Source organism: Kitasatospora phosalacinea (genome assembly GCF_000717185.1).
Lineage (GTDB): Bacteria > Actinomycetota > Actinomycetes > Streptomycetales > Streptomycetaceae > Kitasatospora > Kitasatospora phosalacinea_A.
Map to the genome: position 1 here is coordinate 1 of NZ_JNYE01000088.1, position 22,837 is coordinate 22,837.

General features: G+C 73.8%; 21 protein-coding genes and 1 tRNA gene. 2 read left to right on the forward strand and 20 right to left on the reverse strand.

What is annotated here, in order from left to right; genetic code table 11:
• Window positions 1-91 precede the first annotated feature (91 nt).
• From OO57_RS29255 to OO57_RS29325, 15 genes are all read right to left on the reverse strand, one after another.
• Window positions 92-1,483: an aspartate aminotransferase family protein gene (locus OO57_RS29255; RefSeq protein WP_033255715.1), complete on the reverse strand. Its 1,392-nt coding sequence runs from the start codon at window positions 1,481-1,483 to the stop codon at window positions 92-94.
• Window positions 1,484-1,505: 22 nt separating this feature from the next.
• Entirely contained in the window at window positions 1,506-3,431 is a 1,926-nt protein-coding gene (gene dxs, locus OO57_RS29260) for a 1-deoxy-D-xylulose-5-phosphate synthase (RefSeq protein ID WP_033255716.1), read from the reverse strand.
• A gap of 114 nt (window positions 3,432-3,545) precedes the next feature.
• Entirely contained in the window at window positions 3,546-4,571 is a 1,026-nt protein-coding gene (gene hpnH, locus OO57_RS29265; protein WP_033255717.1) for an adenosyl-hopene transferase HpnH, read from the reverse strand.
• Window positions 4,572-4,574: 3 nt separating this feature from the next.
• Window positions 4,575-5,243 (reverse strand): hypothetical protein, encoded by a 669-nt coding sequence (locus OO57_RS29270; RefSeq protein WP_063737671.1) that lies wholly within the window; start codon window positions 5,241-5,243, stop codon window positions 4,575-4,577.
• Window positions 5,240-7,123: a squalene--hopene cyclase gene (shc, locus tag OO57_RS29275; protein ID WP_234337554.1), complete on the reverse strand. Its 1,884-nt coding sequence runs from the start codon at window positions 7,121-7,123 to the stop codon at window positions 5,240-5,242. The genes OO57_RS29270 and shc overlap by 4 nt, the downstream gene beginning before the upstream one ends.
• 82 nt (window positions 7,124-7,205) lie before the next feature.
• Window positions 7,206-8,279, reverse strand: a complete 1,074-nt coding sequence (locus tag OO57_RS29280) for a polyprenyl synthetase family protein (protein ID WP_033255719.1) — start codon at window positions 8,277-8,279, stop codon at window positions 7,206-7,208.
• Between the two features lie 86 nt (window positions 8,280-8,365).
• Entirely contained in the window at window positions 8,366-9,763 is a 1,398-nt protein-coding gene (gene hpnE, locus OO57_RS29285) for a hydroxysqualene dehydroxylase HpnE (protein WP_033255720.1), read from the reverse strand.
• 94 nt (window positions 9,764-9,857) lie between these two features.
• Window positions 9,858-10,715, reverse strand: coding sequence for a presqualene diphosphate synthase HpnD (gene hpnD / locus OO57_RS29290; RefSeq protein ID WP_051778389.1), 858 nt, complete (start codon window positions 10,713-10,715; stop codon window positions 9,858-9,860).
• Window positions 10,716-10,756: 41 nt separating this feature from the next.
• Window positions 10,757-11,683: a squalene synthase HpnC gene (gene hpnC, locus OO57_RS29295; protein WP_051778390.1), complete on the reverse strand. Its 927-nt coding sequence runs from the start codon at window positions 11,681-11,683 to the stop codon at window positions 10,757-10,759.
• Between the two features lie 186 nt (window positions 11,684-11,869).
• On the reverse strand, window positions 11,870-12,682 hold the full coding sequence (locus tag OO57_RS29300; RefSeq protein ID WP_051778391.1) for an ABC transporter ATP-binding protein: 813 nt from the start codon (window positions 12,680-12,682) through the stop codon (window positions 11,870-11,872).
• Window positions 12,675-13,646: an ABC transporter permease gene (locus OO57_RS29305; RefSeq protein WP_033255723.1), complete on the reverse strand. Its 972-nt coding sequence runs from the start codon at window positions 13,644-13,646 to the stop codon at window positions 12,675-12,677. The genes OO57_RS29300 and OO57_RS29305 overlap by 8 nt, the downstream gene beginning before the upstream one ends.
• A 118-nt stretch (window positions 13,647-13,764) precedes the next feature.
• Complete coding sequence (locus OO57_RS29310; RefSeq protein WP_033255724.1) at window positions 13,765-14,649, reverse strand: glycosyltransferase family 2 protein; 885 nt, start codon at window positions 14,647-14,649, stop codon at window positions 13,765-13,767.
• A complete protein-coding gene (locus OO57_RS29315) occupies window positions 14,646-15,476 on the reverse strand; it encodes a CDP-alcohol phosphatidyltransferase family protein (RefSeq protein WP_081974045.1) in 831 nt (276 codons plus the stop codon). The genes OO57_RS29310 and OO57_RS29315 overlap by 4 nt, the downstream gene beginning before the upstream one ends.
• Complete coding sequence (locus OO57_RS29320) at window positions 15,454-16,515, reverse strand: iron-containing alcohol dehydrogenase family protein (RefSeq protein ID WP_033255725.1); 1,062 nt, start codon at window positions 16,513-16,515, stop codon at window positions 15,454-15,456. Before OO57_RS29320 ends, OO57_RS29315 begins: the two co-directional genes overlap by 23 nt.
• Window positions 16,503-17,258: a sugar phosphate nucleotidyltransferase gene (locus tag OO57_RS29325; protein ID WP_033255726.1), complete on the reverse strand. Its 756-nt coding sequence runs from the start codon at window positions 17,256-17,258 to the stop codon at window positions 16,503-16,505. Before OO57_RS29325 ends, OO57_RS29320 begins: the two co-directional genes overlap by 13 nt.
• A gap of 451 nt (window positions 17,259-17,709) precedes the next feature.
• Here OO57_RS29325 and idi point away from each other — a divergent pair, with 451 nt between their 5' ends.
• On the forward strand, window positions 17,710-18,315 hold the full coding sequence (idi, locus tag OO57_RS29330) for an isopentenyl-diphosphate Delta-isomerase (protein WP_106974143.1): 606 nt from the start codon (window positions 17,710-17,712) through the stop codon (window positions 18,313-18,315).
• Window positions 18,316-18,342: 27 nt separating this feature from the next.
• Here the strand turns inward: idi and OO57_RS29335 are convergent, their stop codons facing one another.
• A complete protein-coding gene (locus tag OO57_RS29335; protein ID WP_033255728.1) occupies window positions 18,343-18,885 on the reverse strand; it encodes an ATP-binding protein in 543 nt (180 codons plus the stop codon).
• 466 nt (window positions 18,886-19,351) lie between these two features.
• Here OO57_RS29335 and OO57_RS29340 point away from each other — a divergent pair.
• Window positions 19,352-19,439, forward strand: a tRNA-Leu gene (locus OO57_RS29340).
• Window positions 19,440-19,567: 128 nt separating this feature from the next.
• Here the strand turns inward: OO57_RS29340 and OO57_RS29345 are convergent.
• The 4 genes from OO57_RS29345 to OO57_RS29360 all read right to left on the reverse strand — a co-directional run bounded on the left by OO57_RS29345 (window position 19,568) and on the right by OO57_RS29360 (window position 22,758).
• Window positions 19,568-20,395 (reverse strand): hypothetical protein, encoded by an 828-nt coding sequence (locus tag OO57_RS29345; RefSeq protein ID WP_158715263.1) that lies wholly within the window; start codon window positions 20,393-20,395, stop codon window positions 19,568-19,570.
• Complete coding sequence (locus OO57_RS39930) at window positions 20,385-21,419, reverse strand: hypothetical protein (protein ID WP_051778392.1); 1,035 nt, start codon at window positions 21,417-21,419, stop codon at window positions 20,385-20,387. The genes OO57_RS29345 and OO57_RS39930 overlap by 11 nt, the downstream gene beginning before the upstream one ends.
• The gene (locus OO57_RS29355; RefSeq protein WP_033255731.1) at window positions 21,419-22,126 is read right to left on the reverse strand and encodes a hypothetical protein; all 708 of its coding nucleotides are present in this window, start codon (window positions 22,124-22,126) and stop codon (window positions 21,419-21,421) included. The genes OO57_RS39930 and OO57_RS29355 overlap by 1 nt, the downstream gene beginning before the upstream one ends.
• Window positions 22,127-22,329: 203 nt before the next feature.
• A complete protein-coding gene (locus tag OO57_RS29360) occupies window positions 22,330-22,758 on the reverse strand; it encodes a MerR family transcriptional regulator (protein WP_033255732.1) in 429 nt (142 codons plus the stop codon).
• Between the last annotated feature and the right edge of the window lie 79 nt (window positions 22,759-22,837).

Genomic DNA, 22,837 nt, shown 5'->3' on the forward strand with positions numbered 1-22,837 from the left:
GGCTCCACACCTACAATCACCACCGCGGACACACCGCACTCGCCGGCCAACCACCCGCCAGCCGCGTCCCCAACCTCACAGGACAGAACAGCTAGCGCGAGCCGACCGCCTGCTTGACCAGGGTGCGGCCGAAGTCCCACATCAGGCCGCTGCCGCGGTGGGCGTCGTCCATCACCTCGGTGAAGGCGTCCACGAAGCGGTCGACCTCCTTCTCGGTGACGATCAGCGGCGGGATCAGCTTGATCACCTCCAGGTGGTCGCCGGAGACCTGGGTGAGGATCCGGTGCCGCTGGAGCAGCGGGACGACCACCATCTGCGCGAACAGGCCCTTGCGGGCGGCCTGCAGCGCCGTCCAGCCGGTGCGCAGCTTGAGCGACTTGGGGCGGCCGAACTCGATGCCGATCATCAGCCCGCGCCCGCGCACCTCGGCGAGCAGCTCGTACCGCTCGGTGAGCGCCGCCAGCCGGCTCCGGAACAGCTCGCCGACCTTCGCCGCGTTCTCCACCACGCCCTCCTGCCGCATCACGTGCAGGGTGGCCAGGCCCGCGGCCATCGCCTGGGCGTTGGAGCCGAAGCTGGCGGAGTGCACCAGGACGCGGTCCATCGAGGAGTACACCTTCTCGAAGATCCACGACTTGCCGAGCGTCGCCCCGATCGGCACGTACCCGCCGGAGAGCGCCTTGGCCGCGCACACCAGGTCGGGCCGGACGCCCTCCTCCGCCTGGTAGGCGAAGAAGGTGCCGGTGCGGCCGACGCCGGTCTGCACCTCGTCGCAGATCAGCAGCGCCTTGTGGGCGTGCAGCAGCTCCTGGGCGGCGGCCAGCCAGCCGGGCGGCGGGGCGAGCACGCCCTTGCCCTGGACCGGCTCGACGATCAGCGCCGCGACGTCGCCCTTCCTGAGCTCCCTCTTCAGCGCGTCCAGGTCGCCGAGCGGGATCGCGGTGTCGGGCAGCAGCGGGTCGAAGCCCTTGCGGAAGCCGCCCTCGCCGTTGACGGAGAGCGAGCCGGCGGTGAGGCCGTGGAAGGCGTGGTCGCAGTACAGGACGCGGCGCCTCCCGGTGGCGTACCGGGCGAACTTGAGCGCCGTCTCGACCGCCTCGGTGCCGCTGTTGCCGAAGAACACCCGGTCCAGCCCGGGGGCCAGGGCGATCAGCTGCTCGGCGAGCAGGCCGGGCAGCGGGGAGCAGTCGAAGCGGGTCAGGTCGGCCGTCTCCAGCTCCATCACCTGCTCGATCGCGGCCCGGACGGCGGGGTGGTGGCGGCCGAGCGCGAAGATGCCGAACCCGGCGAGCATGTCGAGGTACTCGTTGCCCTCGGCGTCGTAGAAGTACGGGCCCTTGGCGCGTTCGTAGTACCGGTCGAAGCCGATGGTGTGCAGCATCCGGGGCAGCTGCGGGTTGAGGTAGCGGGCGTGCAGCTCGTAGCGCTCGCCGCCCCGGGCGGCGAGCAGGGCGGCGAGGTCGAGCGGTTCGGCCTGGGTCACGCTGGTTCTCTCCGATCGGTGGCTACTTGCGCGGCACCCGGGGCCGGTACTCCTGGGCGCCGCTCCGCGTGCCGGGCAGCAGGCGGCGGGCGTAGGCGGCGGTCTGGGCGGCGACGCCGGTGCCGGTGAGTCCGACCTCCTCGAGGATCTCGCCGCGCGAGGCGTGCGCCAGGAACTCCTGCGGGATGCCCAGGTCGCGCAGCGGGGTGTCGACCTCGGCGTCCCGCATGGCCTGGGCGACGGCGGCGCCGACGCCGCCGGCCCGCCCGTTGTCCTCGACGGTGACCACCATCCGGTGCGCGGCGGCCAGCGCGACCAGCGCGGGGTCGACGGGCTTGACCCAGCGCGGGTCGACGACGGTGGCGGTGATGCCGTCGGCGGCGAGCAGCGCGGCGGCGTCCAGGCAGGCGGGGGCCATCGAGCCGACGGCGACCAGCAGCACGTCGGGGCTGGGGCCGGTGCGGGCCAGCACGTCGACGCCGCCGATCCGCTCGATCGCCGGGACGTCGGGGGCGAGCTCGCCCTTGGGGAAGCGCACCACGGTGGGGGCGTCCGTGACGGCGACGGCCTCCCGGAGCTGTTCGCGCAGCCGGTCGGCGTCGCGCGGGGCGGCCAGCCGCAGCCCGGGGACGACCTGCAGGATCGACATGTCCCACATGCCGTTGTGCGAGGCGCCGTCGTTGCCGGTGACCCCGGCCCGGTCGAGCACGAAGGTGACGCCGAGCCGGTGCAGCGCCACGTCCATCAGGACCTGGTCGAAGGCCCGGTTGAGGAAGGTCGCGTACACCGCGACGACGGGGTGCATCCCCCCGGTGGCCAGGCCCGCGGCGGACGCGACGGCGTGCTGCTCGGCGATCCCGACGTCGTAGGTGCGCCCGGGGTGGGCGGCCGCGAACGGGCCGAGCCCGACGGGGTGCAGCATCGCGGCGGTGACGGCGACCAGGTCGGGGCGCTCGGCGCCGAGCGCGAGCATCTCCTGGCTGAACACGGACGTCCAGGAGGCGCCCGCGGACGGGGAGGTCGGCAGGCAGGTGTACGGGTCGATCGGGCCCACCGCGTGGAAGCGGTCGGCCTCGTCCTGCTCGGCGGGCCGGTAGCCGCGGCCCTTGACGGTCAGGCAGTGCACGATGACCGGGCCGCCGAAGTGCCGGGCCTGGCGCAGCGCCTGTTCGACGGCGGCGATGTCGTGGCCGTCGATCGGGCCGAGGTACTTGAGGCCGAGGTCCTCGAACATGCCCTGCGGGGCGAAGGCGTCCTTGAAGCCCTTCTTGGCGCCGTGCAGCGCGTCGAACAGCGGCGGGCCGACCACGGGGGTGCGCTGCAGGGCGTCCTTGCCCCAGGCGAGGAAGCGCTCGTAGCCGCGGGTGGTGCGCAGGGTGGCGAGGTGGTGGGCGAGGCCGCCGACGGTCGGCGCGTAGGAGCGCTCGTTGTCGTTGACGACGATGACCAGCGGGCGGTCCTCGGCCTCGGCGATGTTGTTGAGCGCCTCCCAGGCCATGCCGCCGGTGAGCGCGCCGTCGCCGATCACGGCGACGGTGCAGCGGTCCACGCCGAGCAGCTGGTTGGCCTTGGCGATGCCGTCGGCGTAGCCGAGGGCGGTGGAGGCGTGCGAGTTCTCGATCAGGTCGTGCTCGGACTCGGCGCGCGAGGGGTAGCCGGAGAGCCCGTCCTTGGCGCGCAGCCGGCTGAAGTCCTGCCGGCCGGTGAGCAGCTTGTGGACGTAGGCCTGGTGGCCGGTGTCCCACAGGACGCGGTCGTGCGGGGAGTCGAAGACCCGGTGCAGGGCGATGCTGAGTTCGACCACGCCGAGGTTGGGGCCGAGGTGGCCGCCGGTGCGGGTGACGGCGTCGATCAGGAAGTCGCGGATCTCGTCGGCGAGCAGCGGGAGCTGCTCGGGGTGCAGTCGTCTGAGGTCGGCGGGCCCGGTGATCCGGCTCAGCAGTGGCATGGCGTACCCCTCACGGCCTGGTTCGGTGTGCGTGGCTGTCGTGTCCCAGCCTGCGGCCCGGCGGGCGCGGTCGCCTGTCGGCGTGGGCCGCCCGCGCCGGGCCCTGACGCGCTGTCAGACCACCTTGGGCGGGGCGAGGGTCTCGCGGGCGGCGCGGATCGACTCCTTGAGCGAGCCCATGGTGGCGAGCACCGCGGTCGGTTCGTACCCGCAGTGGGCCATGCAGTTCTCGCAGCGCGGGTCGCGGCCGCGGCCGTACTTGTCCCAGTCGGTCTTCTCGATCAGCTCGCGGTAGGTGGGGACGTAGCCGTCGGACATCAGGTAGCAGGGGCGCTGCCAGCCGAACAGCGAGTAGTTGGGGATGCCCCAGGCGGTGCACTCGAAGTCGACCTTGCCCTCCAGGAAGTCCAGGAAGAGCGGGCTGTGGTTGAGCCGCCAGCGCCGCCGGTTGCCGCCGGCGAAGGCCTTGCGGAACAGCTCCCGGGTCTGCTCGACGCCGAGGAAGTGCTCCTGGTCGGGGGCCTTCTCGTACGCGTAGGCCGGGGAGATCATCATCTCGTCGACCTTGAGGTCGTCGTTGAGGAAGTCCAGCACCTCGACCACGGTCTGCGCGGTGTCGGTGTTGAAGAAGGTCGAGTTGGTGGTGACCCGGAAGCCCCGCCGCTTGGCCTCCTTGATCGCCTCGACGGCCTCCGCGAACGTCCCCTCCTTGGCCACCGAGGCGTCGTGCCGCTCCTCCAGGCCGTCGATGTGGACGGCGAAGGTGAAGTACGGCGAAGGGGTGAACTTGTCGAGCTTCTTGCGCAGCAGCAGGGCGTTGGTGCACAGGAAGACGTACTTGCGGCGCTCCACCAGCTGGCGGACGATCTCGTCGATCTGGGGGTGCATCAGCGGCTCGCCCCCGGCGATGGAGACCATCGGGGCGCCGCACTCCAGGACGGCGCCGACCGCCTGGGCCACCGGCATCCGCTGCTTGAGGACGCCCGCCGGGTGCTGGATCTTCCCGCAGCCCTCGCACTTGAGGTTGCAGGCGAACAGCGGCTCCAGCTCGACGATGAGCGGGAACTTCTTCCGCCCCCTGATCTTCTGCTGCATGAGGTAGGTGGACACGCGGATCGTCTGACGCAGCGGCATGGCCATGGCTTAGCTCGCCTCCTGGGGGAGCGTCGAGGGCTGTGGGTTCGTCAGCGGGTCGGGCGCGGCGGCGACCTGCCGGTGCCACGCGGTGAGGGCGGGGACGGCGGCGCGCAGGGCCTGCCAGGCGCGCACCCCGGCCGGCAGGGTGCCGGGGCGGAGCAGTTCCCGTTCGGGGGTGTCGACGACCACCCGCAGCACGGCCGCGGGCAGGTCGGGGGCGTGCGCGGCGCGGGCGGCGAGGACGGCGGCGGCCTCCATGTCGACGGCGAGCGCGCCCTCGTGGTGCAGCCGGGCCCGTTCGGCACCGCGCACCACGTGGTCGGCGGTGCGGTGGGTGCCCAGGTGGGCCCGGAGTCCGGCCTCCTCCAGGGCGGTGGCGAGCGCGGGCGCGGAGGGCAGCGGGTGGTCGCCGCCCTCGGCGTCGGTGACCCGGTCGGCGACGATCACCTCGCCGGGCCGCACGCCGGGCCCGAGCGCGGCACCGAACCCGGCGACCAGCAGCGCGCCGTAGCCGCCCGCGTCGAGCAGCGCGGCGGCCTTCTGCCCGGCGGCCCGGCGGCCCATGCCGGTGCGGGCCAGCACCGGCGGCCCGCCCGCCGCGCCCGACCAGTCGCCGCCGCGCAGCGCCCAGGCCTCCGGCCCGAGCGCGCACAGCACCAGCAGCGGCCCGTTCACCCCTCACCGCCCCGGCCGAGCGGGGCGTCGTGCACGTAGCGGCCGAGCGCGGTGACCGGGAAGACCAGGCGGTACAGGTGGTAGTTGATGGAGAAGTCCCAGGGGAAGCCGGTGCCGGTGAACTGCGGTTCGTCCCACGTCCCGTCGGGGCGCTGGGTGGCGGTGAGCCAGCCGACGCCGCGCTCGACCGCCGCGGAGTCGCGCTCCCCGGCGGCGAGCAGCGCCATCAGCGCCCAGGCGGTCTGCGAGGCGGTGGACTCGCCGCGGCCGGCCCAGGTGGCCGGGTCCTCGTAGGAGCGCATGTCCTCGCCCCAGCCGCCGTCCGGGTTCTGCCGGTCGGTCAGCCAGGCGACGGCCCGGCGGACGGCCGGGTGGCCGGGGGTGATCCCGGCGGCGATCAGCGCGGGCACCACCGAACCGGTGCCGTAGATGTAGTTGGTGCCCCAGCGGCCGAACCAGGAGCCGTCGGCCTCCTGGTGGCGCAGCAGCCAGGCGACGCCGCGCCGGGTGCGCGGGTCGCGGGTGCGGCCCGTACCGGCGAGCATCTCCACCACGTGCGCGGTGACGTCGGCCGAGGGCGGGTCGATGACCTCGCCGAAGTCGCAGAACGGCAGCTTGTTGGGGAGCTTGCTGGTGTTGTCGGCGTCGAACGCGCCCCAGGCGCCGTCCTTGGACTGCATGCCGAGGTTCCACTCGACGGCCCGTTCGACGGCGCCGACCAGCCGGGCGGTCTCGGGGTGGTCGATCCGGCGCAGTGCGAGGACCACCTCGGCGGTGTCGTCCACGTCCGGGTAGGTGTCGTTCTGGAACTCGAAGGCCCAGCCGCCGGGGGCCAGCCGGGGGCGCTTGACGGACCAGTCGCCGCGGGTGGTGACCTCCTCGTCGAGCATCCAGCTGCCGGCCCGGACCAGGGCGGGGTGGTCGCCGGGCAGCCCGGCGTCGCGCAGCGCGATGGCGGCCAGGCAGGTGTCCCAGACCGGGGACTGGCAGGCCTCCAGCCAGCGCTTGCCGTCCTCGGTGTGGACGGTGAAGGAGTCGAAGGCGGCGAGCCCGGCCTTCATCACCGGGTGGTCGAGCCGGTAGCCCATCAGCCGCAGCGCGATCAGCGAGTAGACGGCGGGCGGCTGGATGCCGCCCCAGCAGCCGTCGGCCTCCTGGCGTTCGACGATCCAGGCGGCGGCCTGCCGCAGGGCCAGCCGGCGCAGCGGCTTGATGGCGTGCCGGTGGTAGCGGTGCATCAGCTGGTCGAGCCGCTGGAACAGGCCGTCCCAGGTGTGCGGCGGGGCGAGCGGCCGCCGCGGGTGCGGGTCGGCCGGGTCGGCGTGCAGTTCGGTGAGGCCGAACGGGGCGGGGCGGACCGGGCGGTGCGCGGACACCACGGTGAGCGGGACGATGGTCTGCCGGGCCCACTGGCCGAAGGAGTAGATGTTCAGCGGCGCCCAGCTGGGCAGGAACAGCACCTCGGGCGGCAGCTCGGGGAGCTCCTCCCAGGGCCACCAGCCGAACAGGGCGAGCCAGATCCGGGTGAACACCCGGCTCGCGGCGATGCCGCCGCGCTCGCGGACGAAGGCGGCGGCGGCCCGCATGTGCGGGGCGTCCGCGGCGTCCCCGGCGAGCCGGAGGGCCACGTACGCCTCGACGGTGGTGGAGAGCTCGGGCGGGCCGCCGTGGAAGGTGGCCCAGGTGCCGTCCTCCCGCTGCCGGGAGCGGATCCAGGCCGCGGTGGCCCGGGTCTGCTCCTCGGTGCGGATGCCCAGGAACTCCCTGAGCAGCAGGTCTTCGGCGTCCATGGTGACGTTGGTCTCCAGGTCGCCCTTCCACCAGCCGTCGGCGTGCTGGAGTGACAGCAGGTGTGCGGTGGCGCGGCTGAGCGCCGCCACTGGTGAGGAATCGTCAGATCGTGTTACTGCAACTGAGGTTTGGGGTCCGAGCCTTCCACCCGCGGTTGCTGTCACTCTTACGTCACCTCTCTCTGACCACCACGAATTCGGCGAGTGCGACGAAGTGCTCGCGCACCTCGTCGGCCATGGGCACCTCGCCGAGGGCGGCGAGGGCGGTGTCGTACTGGCGGCGGGCCTCTTCCTGCGTCCAGGCCCGTCCGCCGGCCTGCTCGATCAGCGCGGCGCGGGCGGCGAGCACCTGCTCGCTCTCCTCGCCGCGGCCGGTCGGGTCGGCCAGCTGCGCGGCCAGCTCGCGGGAGGCGGTGCCCCCCTCGGCCAGCGCGGCGCACACCGGCAGCGACTTCTTCCGCGACTGGAGGTCGCTCCAGTGCGGCTTGCCGGTCACTTCGGTGGCGCCCCAGATGCCCAGCAGGTCGTCCACCGCCTGGAACGCGAGGCCCAGGTGGTAGCCGTACCGCTGGAGCGCGTCGGACACCCGGTCGTCGGCTCCGGCCAGCACCGCGCCGATCGCCGCCGAGGCCGCCAGCAGGGCTCCGGTCTTGCCGCCCTCCATGGCCAGGCACTCCTCGACCGTCACCGCGTCGCGCTGCTCGAAGGAGACGTCCAGCGCCTGGCCGTCGATCAGCCGCCGGGTGGCGGTGGTGATCAGGCGGACGGCGCGGGCGGCGTCCGCCGGGGCGGCCCCGCCGGTCACCGCGGCGTCCAGCAGGACCTCGGTGCCGAGGGTGGCCAGCGCGTCGCCGACCAGTACGGCCTGCGCCGGGCCGAACACCGTCCAGGCGGTGGCCCGGTGCCTGCGCGTCTCGTCACCGTCCATCAGGTCATCATGGAGGAGGGAGAAATTGTGCACCAGCTCGACCGACACGCCGCCGGGTACGCCCACCTGCGCGTCCGCGCCCACCGCCTCGGCCGAGAGCAGGGCCAGCGCCGGGCGCACGGCCTTGCCCCCGTCGCCCGCGGCGGGCTTGCCGTCCCGATCGATCCAGCCGAAGTGGTAGGCGGCGACGGTGTCCATCGGTGCCGCCAAACGGGCGACGGCCGCGCGCATCGGCGGCGTGCAGAGCGTGCGTCCGCGCGCCAGCAGGTCGAGGACGGTCGGGGTGTCCTCGACCGTCGAGCCGGTGCGTGCCTCCACGGGCGTTCCCTCTCGGTGCGTCCGTCCGGCCGCGGCGGGCGGCCGGACGGTTGTGGTGTCGGTGGTCGGGGGGAGGGGGCTCGGTGTCATCGGGGCCACCGCCCGTCCCCCCGGTCGACCGGGAGCCGACCGTGGCCGGCCAGGGCGGCGTCGGCCGCCGCGTGACCGCTGCGCACCGCACCCTCCATGGTCGCTGGCCAACCGGTGGCCGTCCAGGACCCGGCGAGCAGGACGCCGGGCGCTCCGGTGCGCGCGCCGGGGCGCAGCGCGGCGGTGCCGGGCGCCGGGTCGAAGGTCGCGGTGCGCTCCCGGGTGACGAAGAAGTCCAGCACCCGGGCGCCGCGGGCGGCGGGCAGCAGCCGCTCCAGCTCCGGCAGGTAGCGGGCGCGCAGCTCGGCGACCGGCAGGTCGATCTCGTCCTCGACCGCGGACTGCGAGACCGCCAGGTACTGGGCGCCGGGGACGGCCAGCCCGGAGTGCCGGGTGCGGTCGAAGACGAACTGCACCGGGGAGCCGAGCGCCGCGAAGAACGGGCGGCGGATCAGCGGCCGGTCGTAGACCACGTGCACGTTGAGGATCGGGGCGGTGCCGAGGTCGGCCAGCCGGTGCTGCTCGGGGAGCGCGCCGGGCGGCAGCAGGGCGGCCGCGGCGTCCTGGGCGCCGGCCAGCACCACGGTGTCGGCCGTGAGCAGCTCGCCGCCCTCCAGCCGGACGGCGTTCTGCTCGGCGGCCTTCAGCTCGGCGGCCCTGGTCCGCAGCAGCACCCGGACCCCGGCCCGCTCCAGCTCGGCCAGCGCCCGGTCGTGGTGGATCTCGCCGAGCGGGACGTTCGCCGCCCCGATGTCGGCGGCGCCCGGCTCGGAGAGCAGGCCGGTCTTGAAGACCATCGCGGCCAGCGCCAGCGAGGTGCGGTCGGCGGTGGCGTTCAGGGTGGCCACGCCGACCAAGTCCCAGACGGCGGCCACGGCGGCCGGGGTCTGGCCGTGCCGGCGCAGCCACTCGCCGAAGGAGAGGTCGTCCAGCGCCGGGTCGGCGAGGTCGAGCCGCTGCAGGGCGAGCGCGCCGCGCACCACCCGGAGCCGGTCGGCCGGGGAGAGGTGCCGGTAGGTGGCGAGGCTGCCGGCCAGGTGCAGCGGGACGGGCAGGTCGGCGCGGCGCAGCCGGCCGAGGCGGCGGGTGCCGTCGGCGGCGACGGAGAGCACCGGCACGTCCAGCCGGGGCTGGAGGTCGACCAGGCCGTTCGCGCCGAGCCGCTCGACCAGGCCGCGGTAGGCGGTGCAGCAGCGCAGGTAGACGTGCTGGCCGTTGTCGACGGTCAGTTCGCCGCGCTTGAAGGAGAAGGCCAGGCCGCCGAGCCGGGGGCGGGCCTCCAGCAGGGTGGTGCGCACCCCGGCGTCGGCGAGGCGGAGGGCGGCGGTGATGCCGGCCAGGCCGCCGCCGACGACCACGGCGCTGCGGTCCCGCTGCGCTGTCGGCGTGCTCATCGGCCCTCCCGGGTCGCAGTGGACTGTGGGCACGACAACGTGCGCATGCGTCGTGACCCCCCGTTGACACAGCGTGACAGAACTGGCGCGAGAATCAAGAACGCCCTCCGGCGAGCCCGGACAGCGCCACGTACGCCTTCTCCCAGCCGGGCAGCGAGACCCGGCCGCGGAGCACCGACTGGGGGTCGGCGGCGATCCGGCCGAGCAGGCGGTGGTAGATGCCGGCCATCGCGGCGGTGGCGGCGCGGCTGCGGCGGTCGAGCATCGGCAGCAGGCGCAGGCCCTCCTCGAAGGCGGCCCGGGCGCGTTCGGCCTCGAAGGCGACCAGGCCGGTGAAGTCGGCGCCGACCGGGAGGACGGGGAGGGCGAAGCCCTGCTGGCAGCCGAACCGGACCAGGTCCTCGGTGGGCAGGTAGGTGCGGCCGTTCAGGGCGTCCTCGCGCAGGTCGCGCAGGATGTTGGTGAGCTGCAGGGCCAGGCCCAGGGTGTCGGCGTACTCGGCGCCTCGCTCCCGGTCCTCGCAGCCGTAGACGCCGAGCGAGAGCCGGCCGATCGAGCCGGCCACGCAGCGGCAGTAGACCTTGAGGTCCTCGAAGGTGGCGTACTCGACGCCCTTGAGGTCCATCTCGACGCCGTCGACCAGCTCGTCGAAGCCGCCGAGCGGGATCGGGAAGCGGCGGGCCGCGTCCGCCAGCGCGACCTTGACCGGGTCGGTGTCGTCCTCGCCGACCGCGCCCGTGCGGACCTCGTCCAGCAGGGCGCGGGTGCGGGCCAGCGCCTCGGCCTTCTGCTCGGCGGGAAGCTCGCCGTCGCCGATGTCGTCGACCCGGCGGGCCAGCGCGTAGAGCGCCGACATCGCCAGCCGCTTGGCCTCGGGCAGCAGCCGGATGCCGTAGCTGAAGTTGCGGGCCTGCAGGGCGGTGACCGCCTCGCAGTACCGGTACGCCGCCATGACCGGCGCGGACGCCAGTGGTGATGCCCCCACGCGGGCGCTCACCTTCCCTTCGCGAAGAGTGCCGCCGCCCGGCCGGCCAGGCGGCGCTTGTCGGGCTTCGCCCGGTGCGCGAGCACGTCGAACCCGGCCGCCTCGATGGCGTCCAGGGCCGCGTACCCGCCGGCGGTGAATCCCGCCAGCAGCAGTCGGAGCCTCCCGTGAACCGTACCCACCAGCGGCGCGCCGCGGTCGAGCAGGGTCCGGGCCCGGCTCGCCTCCCAGGCGATCAGCTGGCGCACGCCGCGGGAGGCGGTGTCGGCGGCGAGGTCGTGCTCGGTGACGCCGAAGGAGGCGAGGTCCTCCAGCGGGAGGTAGATCCGGCCGCGCCGGAGGTCCTCGGCGACGTCCTGGAGGTGCTCGACGACCTGCAGCGCGGTGCAGATCGCGTCGGACAGCTCGATCCGGTCGGGGGTGGCGCGGCCGGCCAGGGCGAGCACCAGGCGGCCGACCGGATCGGCGGAGAGGGTGCAGTAGTGGCGCAGGTCCGCGTAGGTCGGGTAGCGGGTGGTGGTCTGGTCCACCCGGTTGGCCTCGATCAGGCGGCGGAAGGGCTCGGGGGTGACGGCGTGCCGCTCGATCAGCGGGACGAGGCGGCGCACCAGCGGGTGCCGGGGCTCGCCGGGGTCGGTGCCCAGGACGGTGCCGTGCGGGGCCGGGTCGTCGCCGAGGGCGGTGGCGAAGGCGCGGTCGAGGTCGCGCTCCAGGCCGTCCAGCAGGGCGAGCCGGAAGCCCGCGTCCGCGGGGTCGCCCGGGACGTCCAGCAGCCGGGCGGCGGCGGCCGGGTCGGCGAGGTCGCCGTCGCCCGCGTCGTCGACCAGGCGGGCGTAGCCGTAGACCGCCATCAGGTCGCCGCGCCAGGCGGCGGGCAGGAAGCCGGGGGCGACCGGGAAGTTCTCCAGGTCGGCCTTGTCCAGCGTCACCGCCATTGTCTGGTTATCTGACTTAGTTGAATCCGACACTGCCGTCACTCCCCCGTTCTACACCGGGCCGCACCGCCTCCGCGCCACGGACACGCGTCCGTCGACCCGCCTTCACCCGCCGCACGGCGCAGGGCCGGTGCCCGGGGATCCGCTCCCCGCGCACCGGCCCTGCGCCGTGCGACCCGCTCCCGCTCAGGGGCGGTCGCCCTTCTCGTACCGGCGGACCACCTCGTCGGTGTGCCCGTCCATGATCATCTCGCCGTGCTCGATCCAGATGGTCCGCTCGCAGACCTCGCGGATCGCGTTGTTGTCGTGGCTGACCAGGAAGACCGTGCCGGCCTCCTTGCGCAGCTCGTTGATCCGGGCCTTGGAGCGCTGCTGGAAGCCCTGGTCGCCGGTGGCGAGGGCCTCGTCGATCAGCAGCACGTCGTGGGTCTTCGCCGCCGCGATGGAGAACCGCAGGCGGGCGCCCATGCCGGAGGAGTAGGTGCGCATCGGCAGCGAGATGAAGTCGCCCTTCTCGTTGATGCCCGAGAAGTCGACGATGTTCTGGTACCGCTCGCGCACCTGGGCCGGGGACATGCCCATCGCCAGGCAGCCCAGCACCACGTTGCGCTCGCCGGTCAGGTCGTTCATCAGCGCCGCGTTCACGCCCAGCAGCGAGGGCTGGCCGTTGGTGTAGATGGCCCCCCGCTCGGTCGGCAGCAGGCCGGCGATGGCCGCCAGCATGGTCGACTTGCCGGAGCCGTTCGAGCCGATCAGGCCGACCGCCTCGCCCTTGTACGCGGTGAAGCTGATGCCGCGCACCGCGTGCACCTCGCGGATGGTGGGCGACTTCTTGCGGGTGATGATCCGGCTCAGCGCCGAGGTGGCGCTGCCCTTGCCGGAACCGGCGCCGTGCACCTTGTAGACGATGTGCACGTCGTCCACCACCACGGTGGGGACCCGGGCCTGGTTGTCCACCGCGGTGGCCTCCTTGAGGGTGTCGAGAGCTGCGTCAGCCACGGCCGTACTCCTCCTCGGCCTTCCAGAAGAACACGAACCCGAGCACGAAGGCGACCAGCGCCCACGTCCCGGCCATGATCCAGATGTGGTCCGGCAGGATCAGCGCCTTCGGCAGCGCGTGGCCCTGGGCGTCGTAGCCGCCCGGGTACTTGTGCGGGTCGAAGCTGTCCGGCATGAACGCGTAGCGCATCAGGTCCATGTAGACCGTGGCCGGGTTCCAGGAGTAGACCGTCTGCCAGACCGTCGGCCAGCTCTGGATGTAGCCGGAGACGGAGTACATCACGCCGGAGACGTACATCCAGGTGCGCAGCAGGAACGGCATCAGCTGCGAGATGTCGGAGGTCTTGGCGCCGATCCGGGCCATCACCATGGCCAGGCCGGTGTTGAACATCGACTGCAGCAGCAGCGCCGGGATGATCAGGAACCAGGTCATCGCGGGCATGATGTCGTTCGCCAGCACGATGGCGACCAGCACCACCATCGAGATCAGCAGCTGCTGGAGCTGGATCACGGTGAAGGCGATCGGCAGCGAGGCGCGCGGGAAGTGCAGCGCCCGGATCAGGCCGAGGTTGTCGGAGACCGACCGGGTGCCGGCCTGGATCGCGCTCTGCGAGAACTGGAAGACGAAGACGCCGATGCACAGCCAGGCGATGTACACCGGGACGCCGTCCCGGCTCTTCATGATCACACCGAAGACCAGGTAGAACACCGCGCAGTTCAGCAGCGGGGTGAGCACCTGCCAGAGCTGGCCCAGCTTCGCCGTGGTGTACTGCGCGACCAGGCGGGCGGTGGCGAAGGCGCCGATGAAGCTGCGCCGGGCCCAGAGCTGGCGGATGTACTGGGGCAGGCTCGGCCGCTTGCCGCTGACGGACAACCCGTACTTGTCCGCGAGCTGCTTCGGGGTCAGACCCGCGTCGGAACCCCTTGGTGCGGAGAGGTTGACCGGGTCACTCAGTGTCGACACATTCGTCCTTCAGGGGGTCGTCATCCCCAGCCCCGGGGGGACGGGGCGGGGACCGGGGCGTACCACGGGAGCTCTGGTGCGTTCGCGGTCGGTCCGGGGAGGGCCGATCCGGCCGCGATCAGATGATTGGCGGTCTGCCGAGCCTGGTCAAGCGCCAGACGGTGGACCACTTCATCGGTCGGCGCGGGCCGCAGGGCTCGCTCCAGCCGGCCCGGAACCCGCCGAACCAGGCCCGCAGCCCCTCCTTGGGGGGGCGGCGGAGCACGGTCAGCAGGAACCAGGTTCCCAGGTAGAGAGGCACCAGGGGGGCCGGGAGGTTCCGCCGGGCCAGCCACACCCGGTTGCGGGCCACGTTGTGGAAGTACGAGGCGTGCCGGGCCGGGGAGGTCGCCGGGTGGTGCAGCACCACGTCCGGGCGGTAGTCGATCGACCAGCCGGCGTCCAGCGCGCGCCAGGCCAGGTCGGTCTCCTCGTGCGCGTAGAAGAACTCCGCGGGCAGCTGCCCGGCCTGCGGGAAGACCGCGCTGCGCACCGCGCTGGCGCCGCCGAGGAAGGTGGTGACCCGGGAGCCGTGCAGCGGGTCGCTGGCGCGCAGCCGGGGCACGTGGCGGCGCTGGGTGGTGCCGGTCTCGGGGTCGGCGATCCGGAACGAGACGATGCCCAGCGCCGGGTCGGCCGCGAAGGCCTCGCGCAGCAGCCGCGCCGAGTCGGTGTTCGGCAGCAGGCCGTCGTCGTCCAGGAAGAGCACCGCGTCGACGTCCCGGCCGTCCGGGCCGAACAGCTCGATGCCGACGTTGCGGCCGCCCGGGATGCCGAGGTTCTCCGGCAGCTCGACGGTGCGCACGCCCGCGGGCAGCGGGGGCAGCGGGGCGCCGTTGCCGACCACCGCGAGCTCCACCGGCGGGCCCTGCTGGGCGCGCACCGACTCGATCAGGGCGTTCAGCTCGGCGGGCCGGTTGCCCATGGTGATGATCACCGCGCCGAGGCGGAAGTCGTCGCTCATCGCAGCCTGCTGGAGAGCACGATGGACAGCAGGTGCAGGACGGTCTGCAGCACCGCGATGGCGGCCAGCACCGCGACCGCGAGGCGGGTGAAGAACAGGTCGCCGCGGACCGCGTCGGCGATGCCCGCCGCCAGGATGAACAGCGAGGCCTCGACCGCGCCGACCAGGCGGTGGAACTTCAGCAGCGAGGCGGCCCGGCGGGCCTTGGCCACCGCGGTCGAGCGCGGCACCGAGGCGCTGTCCTCGACGGCGGTCATCCCGGAGCGGGCCCGGGCCACGTCCACCAGGTCGGTCTCGGACTTGATCAGGATCGCGCCGAGCGCGGCCAGCGTGCCGAGGAAGGCCCACTGCCAGGCGGCGTGCGCGCCCTCGCGGTGGAACAGGTCGGCGGCGCGCAGGCCCAGGCCGGTGAGCAGCGCGGCCTCGGAGACGTAGTGGCCGACCCGGTCCAGGTAGACGCCGGTGAGCGAGGTCTGCCGCCGCCAGCGGGCCACCTCGCCGTCCACGCAGTCCAGCAGCAGGTAGACCTGGATCAGCAGGGCGCCGAGGACCGCTCCGGTCAGGCCCGGCACCACCAGCGCGACGCCCGCCAGGACGCCGGTGAGCATCATCAGGTACGTCAGGCCGTTGGGCGTGATCACCGTGACGGTCGACAGGACCCGGGTGATCCGCAGCGAGATCCGCCGCATGTAGAGGCGGCCCGCCCAGTGCTCGGCGCTGCGGCGCTGCAGCATCCCCTCGGGGTGGATCACCGCCCGCAGTTCCTCGATCGACGGGCGCCGGGTGAGGTCGACCGGCGGGCGTTCAGCTGTTGACGGCTTGGACATAGTCGGCGTACGCGTCCCTGATGTCTGTGGCGGAGAGGTCGAGGTGTTCGAGGATGGTGAAGCGCCCCGGTCTGGTGTTCGGAGCGTAGTGCACCGCTTCGGTGAACTCCGCCCCGGTGAATCCGATCTGATCGGCGGTCACCGGGAGGCCGTGGAAGCGCAGGCGCTCCACGATCAGTCCGGACAGTTCCCGCTCGCCCCGCAGGTGGCAGGCGAAGGCGGCGCCGAGGCCAACCTGCTCGCCGTGCTGCGCGGACCGCTTGGGGTACAGCACGTCCAGGGCGTGCGAGATCTCGTGGCAGGCGCCCGAGCTGGGCCGGGTGCTGCCCGCGATGTTCATCGCGATGCCGGACAGTACCAGGGCTTCCGCCAGCGTGGTCAGCAGGTCCGGGTCCTCCAGGGTGCCCGGGTGCCGGAGCAGGTTCTCCCCGGCCGAGCGGGCCATCGCGACGGCCAGCCCGTCGACCGGCTCGCCGGTCACCGCGTGCGAGAGCTCCCAGTCCGCGCAGGCGGAGATGTTGGAGACCGCGTCGCCGATCCCGGCGGCCACGAAGCGCTTCGGGGCCTTGGCGATGACGTCCAGGTCGACCACGATGCCGATCGGGCCCGGCACCCCGTAGGAGCCGCGCCCGGCGTCGTTGTCGAGGGTGGAGACCGGGGAGCAGATGCCGTCGTGGGCCAGGTTGGTGGCGACCGCGACCACCGGCAGGCCGACCCGCGCCGCGGCGTACTTCGCCACGTCGATGATCTTGCCGCCGCCGAGGCCGACCAGGGCGTCGTAGTGGCCGCGGCGGATCTCGTCGGTCAGCCGGACCGCGCTGTCCAGGTTCCCGTCCTCGACCAGGTACCAGTCCGCGCCGGGCAGGGCGGGCTCCAGGCGCTCGCGCAGCACCGCGCCGGAGCCCCCGCTGATCGCCACCGCGATCCGGCCGGCGGCGGACAGCCGCTGGTCGGCGAGGATGCCGCCGAGGGAGTCCAGGGCGCCCGCGCGGATCTCCACGAAGACCGGCGAGGGCACCAGGCGGGTCAGTACCGGCACGCGATCTCCCGGGCCTTGGCGAGGTCGTCGTGGTTGTCGACCTCGACCCAGGAGACCTCGCCGATCGGCTGCACGTCGATGGTCAGGCCGCGGTCGACCATCTCCTGGTAGCCGTCCTCGTAGTACAGCTGCGGGTCGCGCTCGAAGACCGTCTGGAGCGCGTCGGCCAGCGCACCGGCCGCGGACGGGTTGATCACGGTGACGCCGATGTACTCGCCGGTGGCGTCCAGCGGGTCCATCAGCTTGGTGATCCGGCGGACGCCCAGCTCGGGGTCGACGACGACCTTCATCTCCTCGTCGGCGAGCTTCTTCACGGTGTCCAGCGCGAGCAGGATGCCGGGGGCCCGGCCCTCCTTGGCCCGGCGGTCGTTGCCGTCCAGCATCGTGCGCTGCACCGAGGCCGGGTGCACGGTGTCGCCGTTGGCGAGCAGCAGGCCCTCGGCGAACAGCTCGCGGGCGCACCACAGCGAGTAGGCGTTGTTCCACTCCTCGGCCTTGTCGTTCTCGACCAGGGTGAGCCTGACGCCGTACTTCCGCTCCAGCGCCTCCTTCCGCTCGGCCACCGCCTCCTTGCGGTAGCCGACCACGATCGCGGCCTCCCGCAGCCCGACCTCGGCGAAGTTCCCGAGGGTCAGGTCGAGCACCGTCCGCTCCCCGTCGACCGGCACCAGCGCCTTGGGCAGGGTGTCGGTGTAGGGGCGGAGCCGGCGGCCGGCGCCGGCGGCCAGGACGAGGCCGATCATGCGGGACTCCAAGGGGTCTCGGTGCCGCGCGGCGCCGATCCGGGGAGGTCGTACCGTGCGGGCCTGGTGCGGCCGCGGCTGCGGCGCGCCGAGCGGGCGGCCGCTGCGGGCCGCCCGGTGCCACTGATGGTAGGCGACCCCGGCGACCTGCCAGAACGCGGCCCCGCGCGGTTCGGTGATCGTTCCGGGCGGTCCGGTGAACGTCCGGTGACCGGGCCCGACCGCCGCTCGAACACTTCTGCCAGTGGTGCCGTCCTCCGACCCCGGGGTGTGCGTCGCGGCCCCGCGGCGGGCGGGCCATGCGGCAGACTTGGGCCCCGACGCCGTCGGCGGACCGGCCGGTCCGGGCCGACGCGCGCGCTGCCGACCCCACGGAGCGGGGCGGGCCGCCCCGGAGCCCCCGGCCCGGGCGGGCGGCCCCGGTCCACCTGCCGAAAGGGGCATTGTGCCCATGAGCCCTGCTGTCAGCCCGACCGAAGCCCTCTCGCCGGAACTCGCCGCCCCGTCCGGGACGGCGCCGGGCGGGATCCTGCTGGAACTGGTCGACGACGACGGCGTGACCATCGGGACCGGCGAGAAGCTCTGGGCCCACCAGCAGCCCGGCCGGCTGCACCGGGCCTTCTCGGTCTTCCTGTTCGACCGCCAGGGCCGACTGCTGCTGCAGCGCCGGGCGCTCGGCAAGTACCACTCGCCCGGCGTCTGGTCGAACACCTGCTGCGGCCACCCCTACCCCGGCGAGCAGCCCTTCACCGCCGCCGCCCGCCGCACCGCGGAGGAGCTCGGCGCCGCACCGGCCCTGCTGTGCGAGGCGGGCACCGTCCGCTACGACCTGCCGGACGAGGCGTCCGGGCTGATCGAGCGGGAGTGGAACCACCTGTTCGTCGGGCTGGTCACCGCGGACCTGGAGCCGGACCCGGACGAGATCGAGGACACCCGGTTCGTGACCGCCGCCGAGCTGCGCGAGCTGCGGGCCGAGAAGCCGTTCTCGGTGTGGTTCGAGACCGTCTTCGAGGCGGCGCTGCCGGGCATCCGGGAGATCGCCGGGCACGACTGGTAGGACCCGGGGCGCCGGCGGGCGTCCGGTTCAGTAGTCGGGATCGTCGTCGGGGTCGGCCTCCGGGCCCGCCCCGGCGGCGCCCGGGCCCGGCAGCGGCAGGCTGGCCCAGATCACCTTGCCGCCGTCCTCGGTGCGCTCCACGTCGCACTCGCCGCCCGCCTGCAGGGTGACGCTCTTGACCAGCAGCAGCCCGCGCCCGCCCGGGCGGGCCGGGTCGTTCTCCTGCGCCCTGGGGCGGTACGGGTGGCCGTCGACCACCGAGATCCGCACCCGGTCGGGGGCGATGGCGAGTTCGCAGACCACCTCGGGCGAGAGCACCGCCGCGTGGGTGACCGCGTTGGAGACCAGCTCGGAGACGATCAGCAGCAGGTCGTCCACCAGTTCCTGGTAGCGCTCCCCCGCCATCCCCTGGGCCAGCAGCCGGTCCCGCACGGCGTGTCTGGTGCGCGGCACCGACGCCTCGTGGGAGACCGCCGAGAACCGCCACACGCCCGGTTCCGGGCCCGGTGCGGGCTCGCGGCCGGGCCACCAGGTCGCGGTGACCGAAGCCGCCTTGTCCGTCTGTTCCACTGCACGCCGCCCTTCACGCGGTGACGGGAGGCTCCCGCGCCGGGGTCCGGCCGGCGGCGGCTGTCGGGAATCGGGCGTTCCGCTCAAGGCTCCCTGGTCCACAGAGGCTAGGAGAGCACCCCCCGTCGACCCGCACCGGGACTGGAACTACGCGTGTCGTGAAGGTTCCCGACCGATTCGGTGCGTGTTGTGCGCCGTCCTGGCCGGTCGCGGCGCGCCCCCGGCCCACTGTTGCCGCCAGAACGCCCGTCCGAAATCGCCGCCGCCCCCCGCGACCAGCGCAATCGCCCCCGCGGCGGCCGACCGGGCGCCCGGGTTGTCCGGTTCCGTCCCGGTCGGGCGGGACGGGCGTGCGGGGCGGGTGCGCGGGGTGCCGAAAACGCAGGTGAGAAGCACTCGCCGGGCCTGGTAGTGTTCTCTCTGTCGCCAGGGGGCAGCCGAAAGGGAGCCCCGAGGTGAACACCCGGTCCGGGTGGCGGAATGGCAGACGCGCTAGCTTGAGGTGCTAGTGCCCTTTATCGGGCGTGGGGGTTCAAGTCCCCCCTCGGACACCAGTGTGGGACCCCTGCTTCGGCAGGGGTCTTCTGCGTTTTCCGGTGCGGCACCTCCGCCCGGCGGCCGCGGGGCCGCCGGGCGGGGGCGTCGGTCGGTACGGGGCAGCCGGTCAGTACGGGGCAGCCGGTCAGCGCGGGGGCAGCAGGTCGGTGCGGTGGGGGGCGAGGTCGGTGACGCTGTCCAGCTCGGCCTCGACCGTGTACCGGGTGTGCGTGCCGTCGGGGGCGCTCTCCTCGTCCAGCTGGTTGGCGTCGGCGAAGCCCCAGCTGCCGCCGGTGTAGACGCCCTTGATCCGGCCCTCGACCGTGCCGACGGCCTCGAACGGGCCGCCCCGCCAGCGGAACGTCCAGTGGGTGCGGTACCAGGCGTCGAGCTGGGCCGGGGGGACCGCGCCGCCGTCGGCGAGGGCGACCAGGCCCTGCGGGTCGGTGGCGGGGGCGGCCCGGTGGACGGTGCCGCCGAGGACGGCGCGGCAGCCGGGGCGGAAGTGGTCGGCCTCGGCGAGCCGCCGGACCAGGTCGAGGTGCGGGGCCAGCAGGTCCCGGCGGTGCTCCTCGGGCTCGGTGACCTCGGCCAGCGGGAAGACGCCCCGGTAGCCGGTGACCCGGCGCTTCAGGTGCTGCCGGGCGAACTCCCGGTCCTCGCCGAGGTAGTTGCCGGAGACGGTGGCGTCGACGCGGTCGGTGCACTCGAAGGGCTCGCCCCGCCAGTGGAAGGTCCAGTGCACGGCGTACCAGGCGTCGAGCCGCTCGGGCGGCAGCGGGTAGCCGAGCACCGAGCCGTCGGCGGCGAGCCGGGGGGCGACGCCCTCGGGGGCGGGGACGCCGGGGGCGGGGAGCAGCTCCACGCAGGGCCACCGGCCGGCGGCCGGGCGGGCCGGGTGCACCACCCCCCGGAAGGCCGCGAACTCGCCCTTCACCGGCTGGTGGTGACGGCCCGAAGGGTCAGTTGTCATAGTACTTCCACAGCCCATCGCTCTTGTCGAAGCGGCCGACGGCCTCTTCCGTCCCGTCGGCGTTCATCCGCCAGATCTCCGCACCGTGCGGGAAGCCGGTGGGCCTGGCGTCCCACTCCGGGACGCCGCCGCCGGTGTAGCCGGTGCCCAGGAACGGTGCGTCCCAGTTCTTGCCTGCATTCTGCCCGGCCATGCCCGCGATGCGGTCGGCCAGGGCCTGGTCGTTGACCGCGCCGAGGGTCGGGTCGGCCTCCATGCCGTGCGGGGCGGGGAAGCGCAGCTGGTACGCCTCGGACGCGCCGGGCGGGACCGGGGTCCAGCCCGCGCCGCCGTCGTCGAGGGCGAGACCGTTGCGCAGGTCGTCCATGCTGCGCAGGTCGGCGGTGTCGGAGCCGCGCGCGATGGAGCCGCGGAACTCGCCGGGGTCGAAGGCGCGGCCGCCGAGCGTGGTGGAGTTCTCCAGGTAGGCCTCCGCGACGTCGGGCTTGACGATCTTGGTGACCATGCGGCCCTCGTCCAGCTTGATCGCGTCGCGGACCTGGACGACCTGGCGGGCCTGCTCCTCGGTGAGGGTGTTGGTGGGGCTCATGCGCAGCCGGTCGTGCTCGGCGCGGTCGAGGCCGCGGGGGGCCAGTTCCTCGTCGATCTGCTGCTGGTAGCCGGTGCCGTCGCGGAGCGCCCCGTTGCCGTACTGCTCGGCCTCCGGCGGGCCGGGGGCGGGCCCGGTGCGCGGGCCGGGGACCGCGCCGGCCTCGCCGGCCAGTGCGGACTCCTCGCCCGCCAGGCGCGGGCCGGCCCCTTCCAGGCCCTTCGGGCCCGCCACCTTGAGGTCCCGCGGGGCCACCGCCTTGAGGTCCTCGGCGATCTTCGCCTCGGTGGCGGCGTGCGCGGCGAGGTTGCGGGCGCCCTTCTCGGCGGCCTCCTCGACGACGGCGGCGTGCTTCTCGGCGATCTTCGGCAGCGACTCCACGGCGTCGTTCTTGAGCGCCCGGAAGACCGCCTGCTCCTCTCCCCCGGCCGCCATCAGAACGCCAGCCCGGCGAGTCCGCCGCGCAGTTCCTGCGCGTGGCCGCGGAACGCCTCGGTGTGGGCGCGCATCGTCCGCAGGTGCTGGTCGGCCAGGTCGGCGTCGAGGCTGAAGCCGTCCGCGGCGCCGGACGCGGCCGCGGTCCGCCCCCAGTCCAGGCCGGACATGGCGTGCTCGATCTTGGCGAAGAGCGGTTTGGCCGCGGCCTCGATGATCTCGCCGATGACGTACTGGATGATCTGCTGCTTGAGCGTCTCCAGCAGCTTCTTCCCGGCCTCCACGATCACCGGCACGGCGGCCTCGGCCAGGCCGAGGGTGGCCACGGCGGCGGCCTGGTCGGCGATGAAGGTGGCGGCCATGACGCCGAGTTCGACCAGGGCCTCGACCTTCTGGGCGACGATCACCTCGGCGCCGACCTCCAGCGCCTCGGCGAGCAGGGTGCAGCCCGTGACGAGTTCCCGGGTGTGCCGTTCGGAGAGCTGGGACCAGCCGGACTGCATCCGCTGGGTGGCGGCGCCCTGGTAGGCCTGGGCGAAGGACTCCATCGCCCGGGTCGCCTCGGCGTGCGTCCGCTCCACGGCCTGGCCGAACTGCCGCACCATGGCGGCGAAGGCGCGGACCTCGTCCTCGTTGATGTAGGGCCAGGGCACGCCGATGACGTTGAGGAACGTCACCACCGGTGCCGGTAGGTCGTCGACGGCCACTGCGCATCCCCCGTGCAGGCGTTCGGACCCGTCGCGGTCGCGGGCGGGTCGGGCGGCCAGACTGTAGCGCAGTGGCCGACGGGGGGCGGGGCGGTCGGCATCGGCGGCCTGACCTGGGGTAAAGGCTTGTTCAAGGGTGCACCGGAGACCGGTGCGCGGACGGCCCCCGCGGTGCGGTGACCGGGGTCGGGGTCAAGGTTTGTTCAAGGCCGCGGGGCCCAGAGCCCTTCCGCGCTGCCCTCGGCGAGGCGGGCCCGGTAGGTGGCCACCTTGTGGTCGATGCCCGCGAGGTGGCCCCGGAGTTCGGCGAGGCGTTCGGCGACCTCGGCGCGGTGGGCTTCGAGCAGGGCGAGGCGCTCGGCCTCGTTGCCGTTGCCCGCGGCGACGAGGTCGGCGTAGCGGCGCAGGGTGCGGATCGGCATGCCGGTGGCGCGCAGCCGGGTGCAGACGTCGATCCAGCGCAGGTCGCGGCGGTGGTAGCGGCGGCGGCCGCCCGGGGTGCGGTCGATCCCGGTGACCACCAGCCCGGCCCGTTCGTAGTAGCGCAGGGTGTGGACGCTGACGCCCGTCCGCTCGGCGGCCTCGGCGATGGTCAGCCCCTCGGCGGGGGGTTCCGGCTTGATTTCGAGCACGCTCGAAATCGTAGCGTCGGTGCCGCCGACCGGGCGGGGACGAGTTGACTCGGGGTCAACTCCCGTCGTGGCGGCGGAC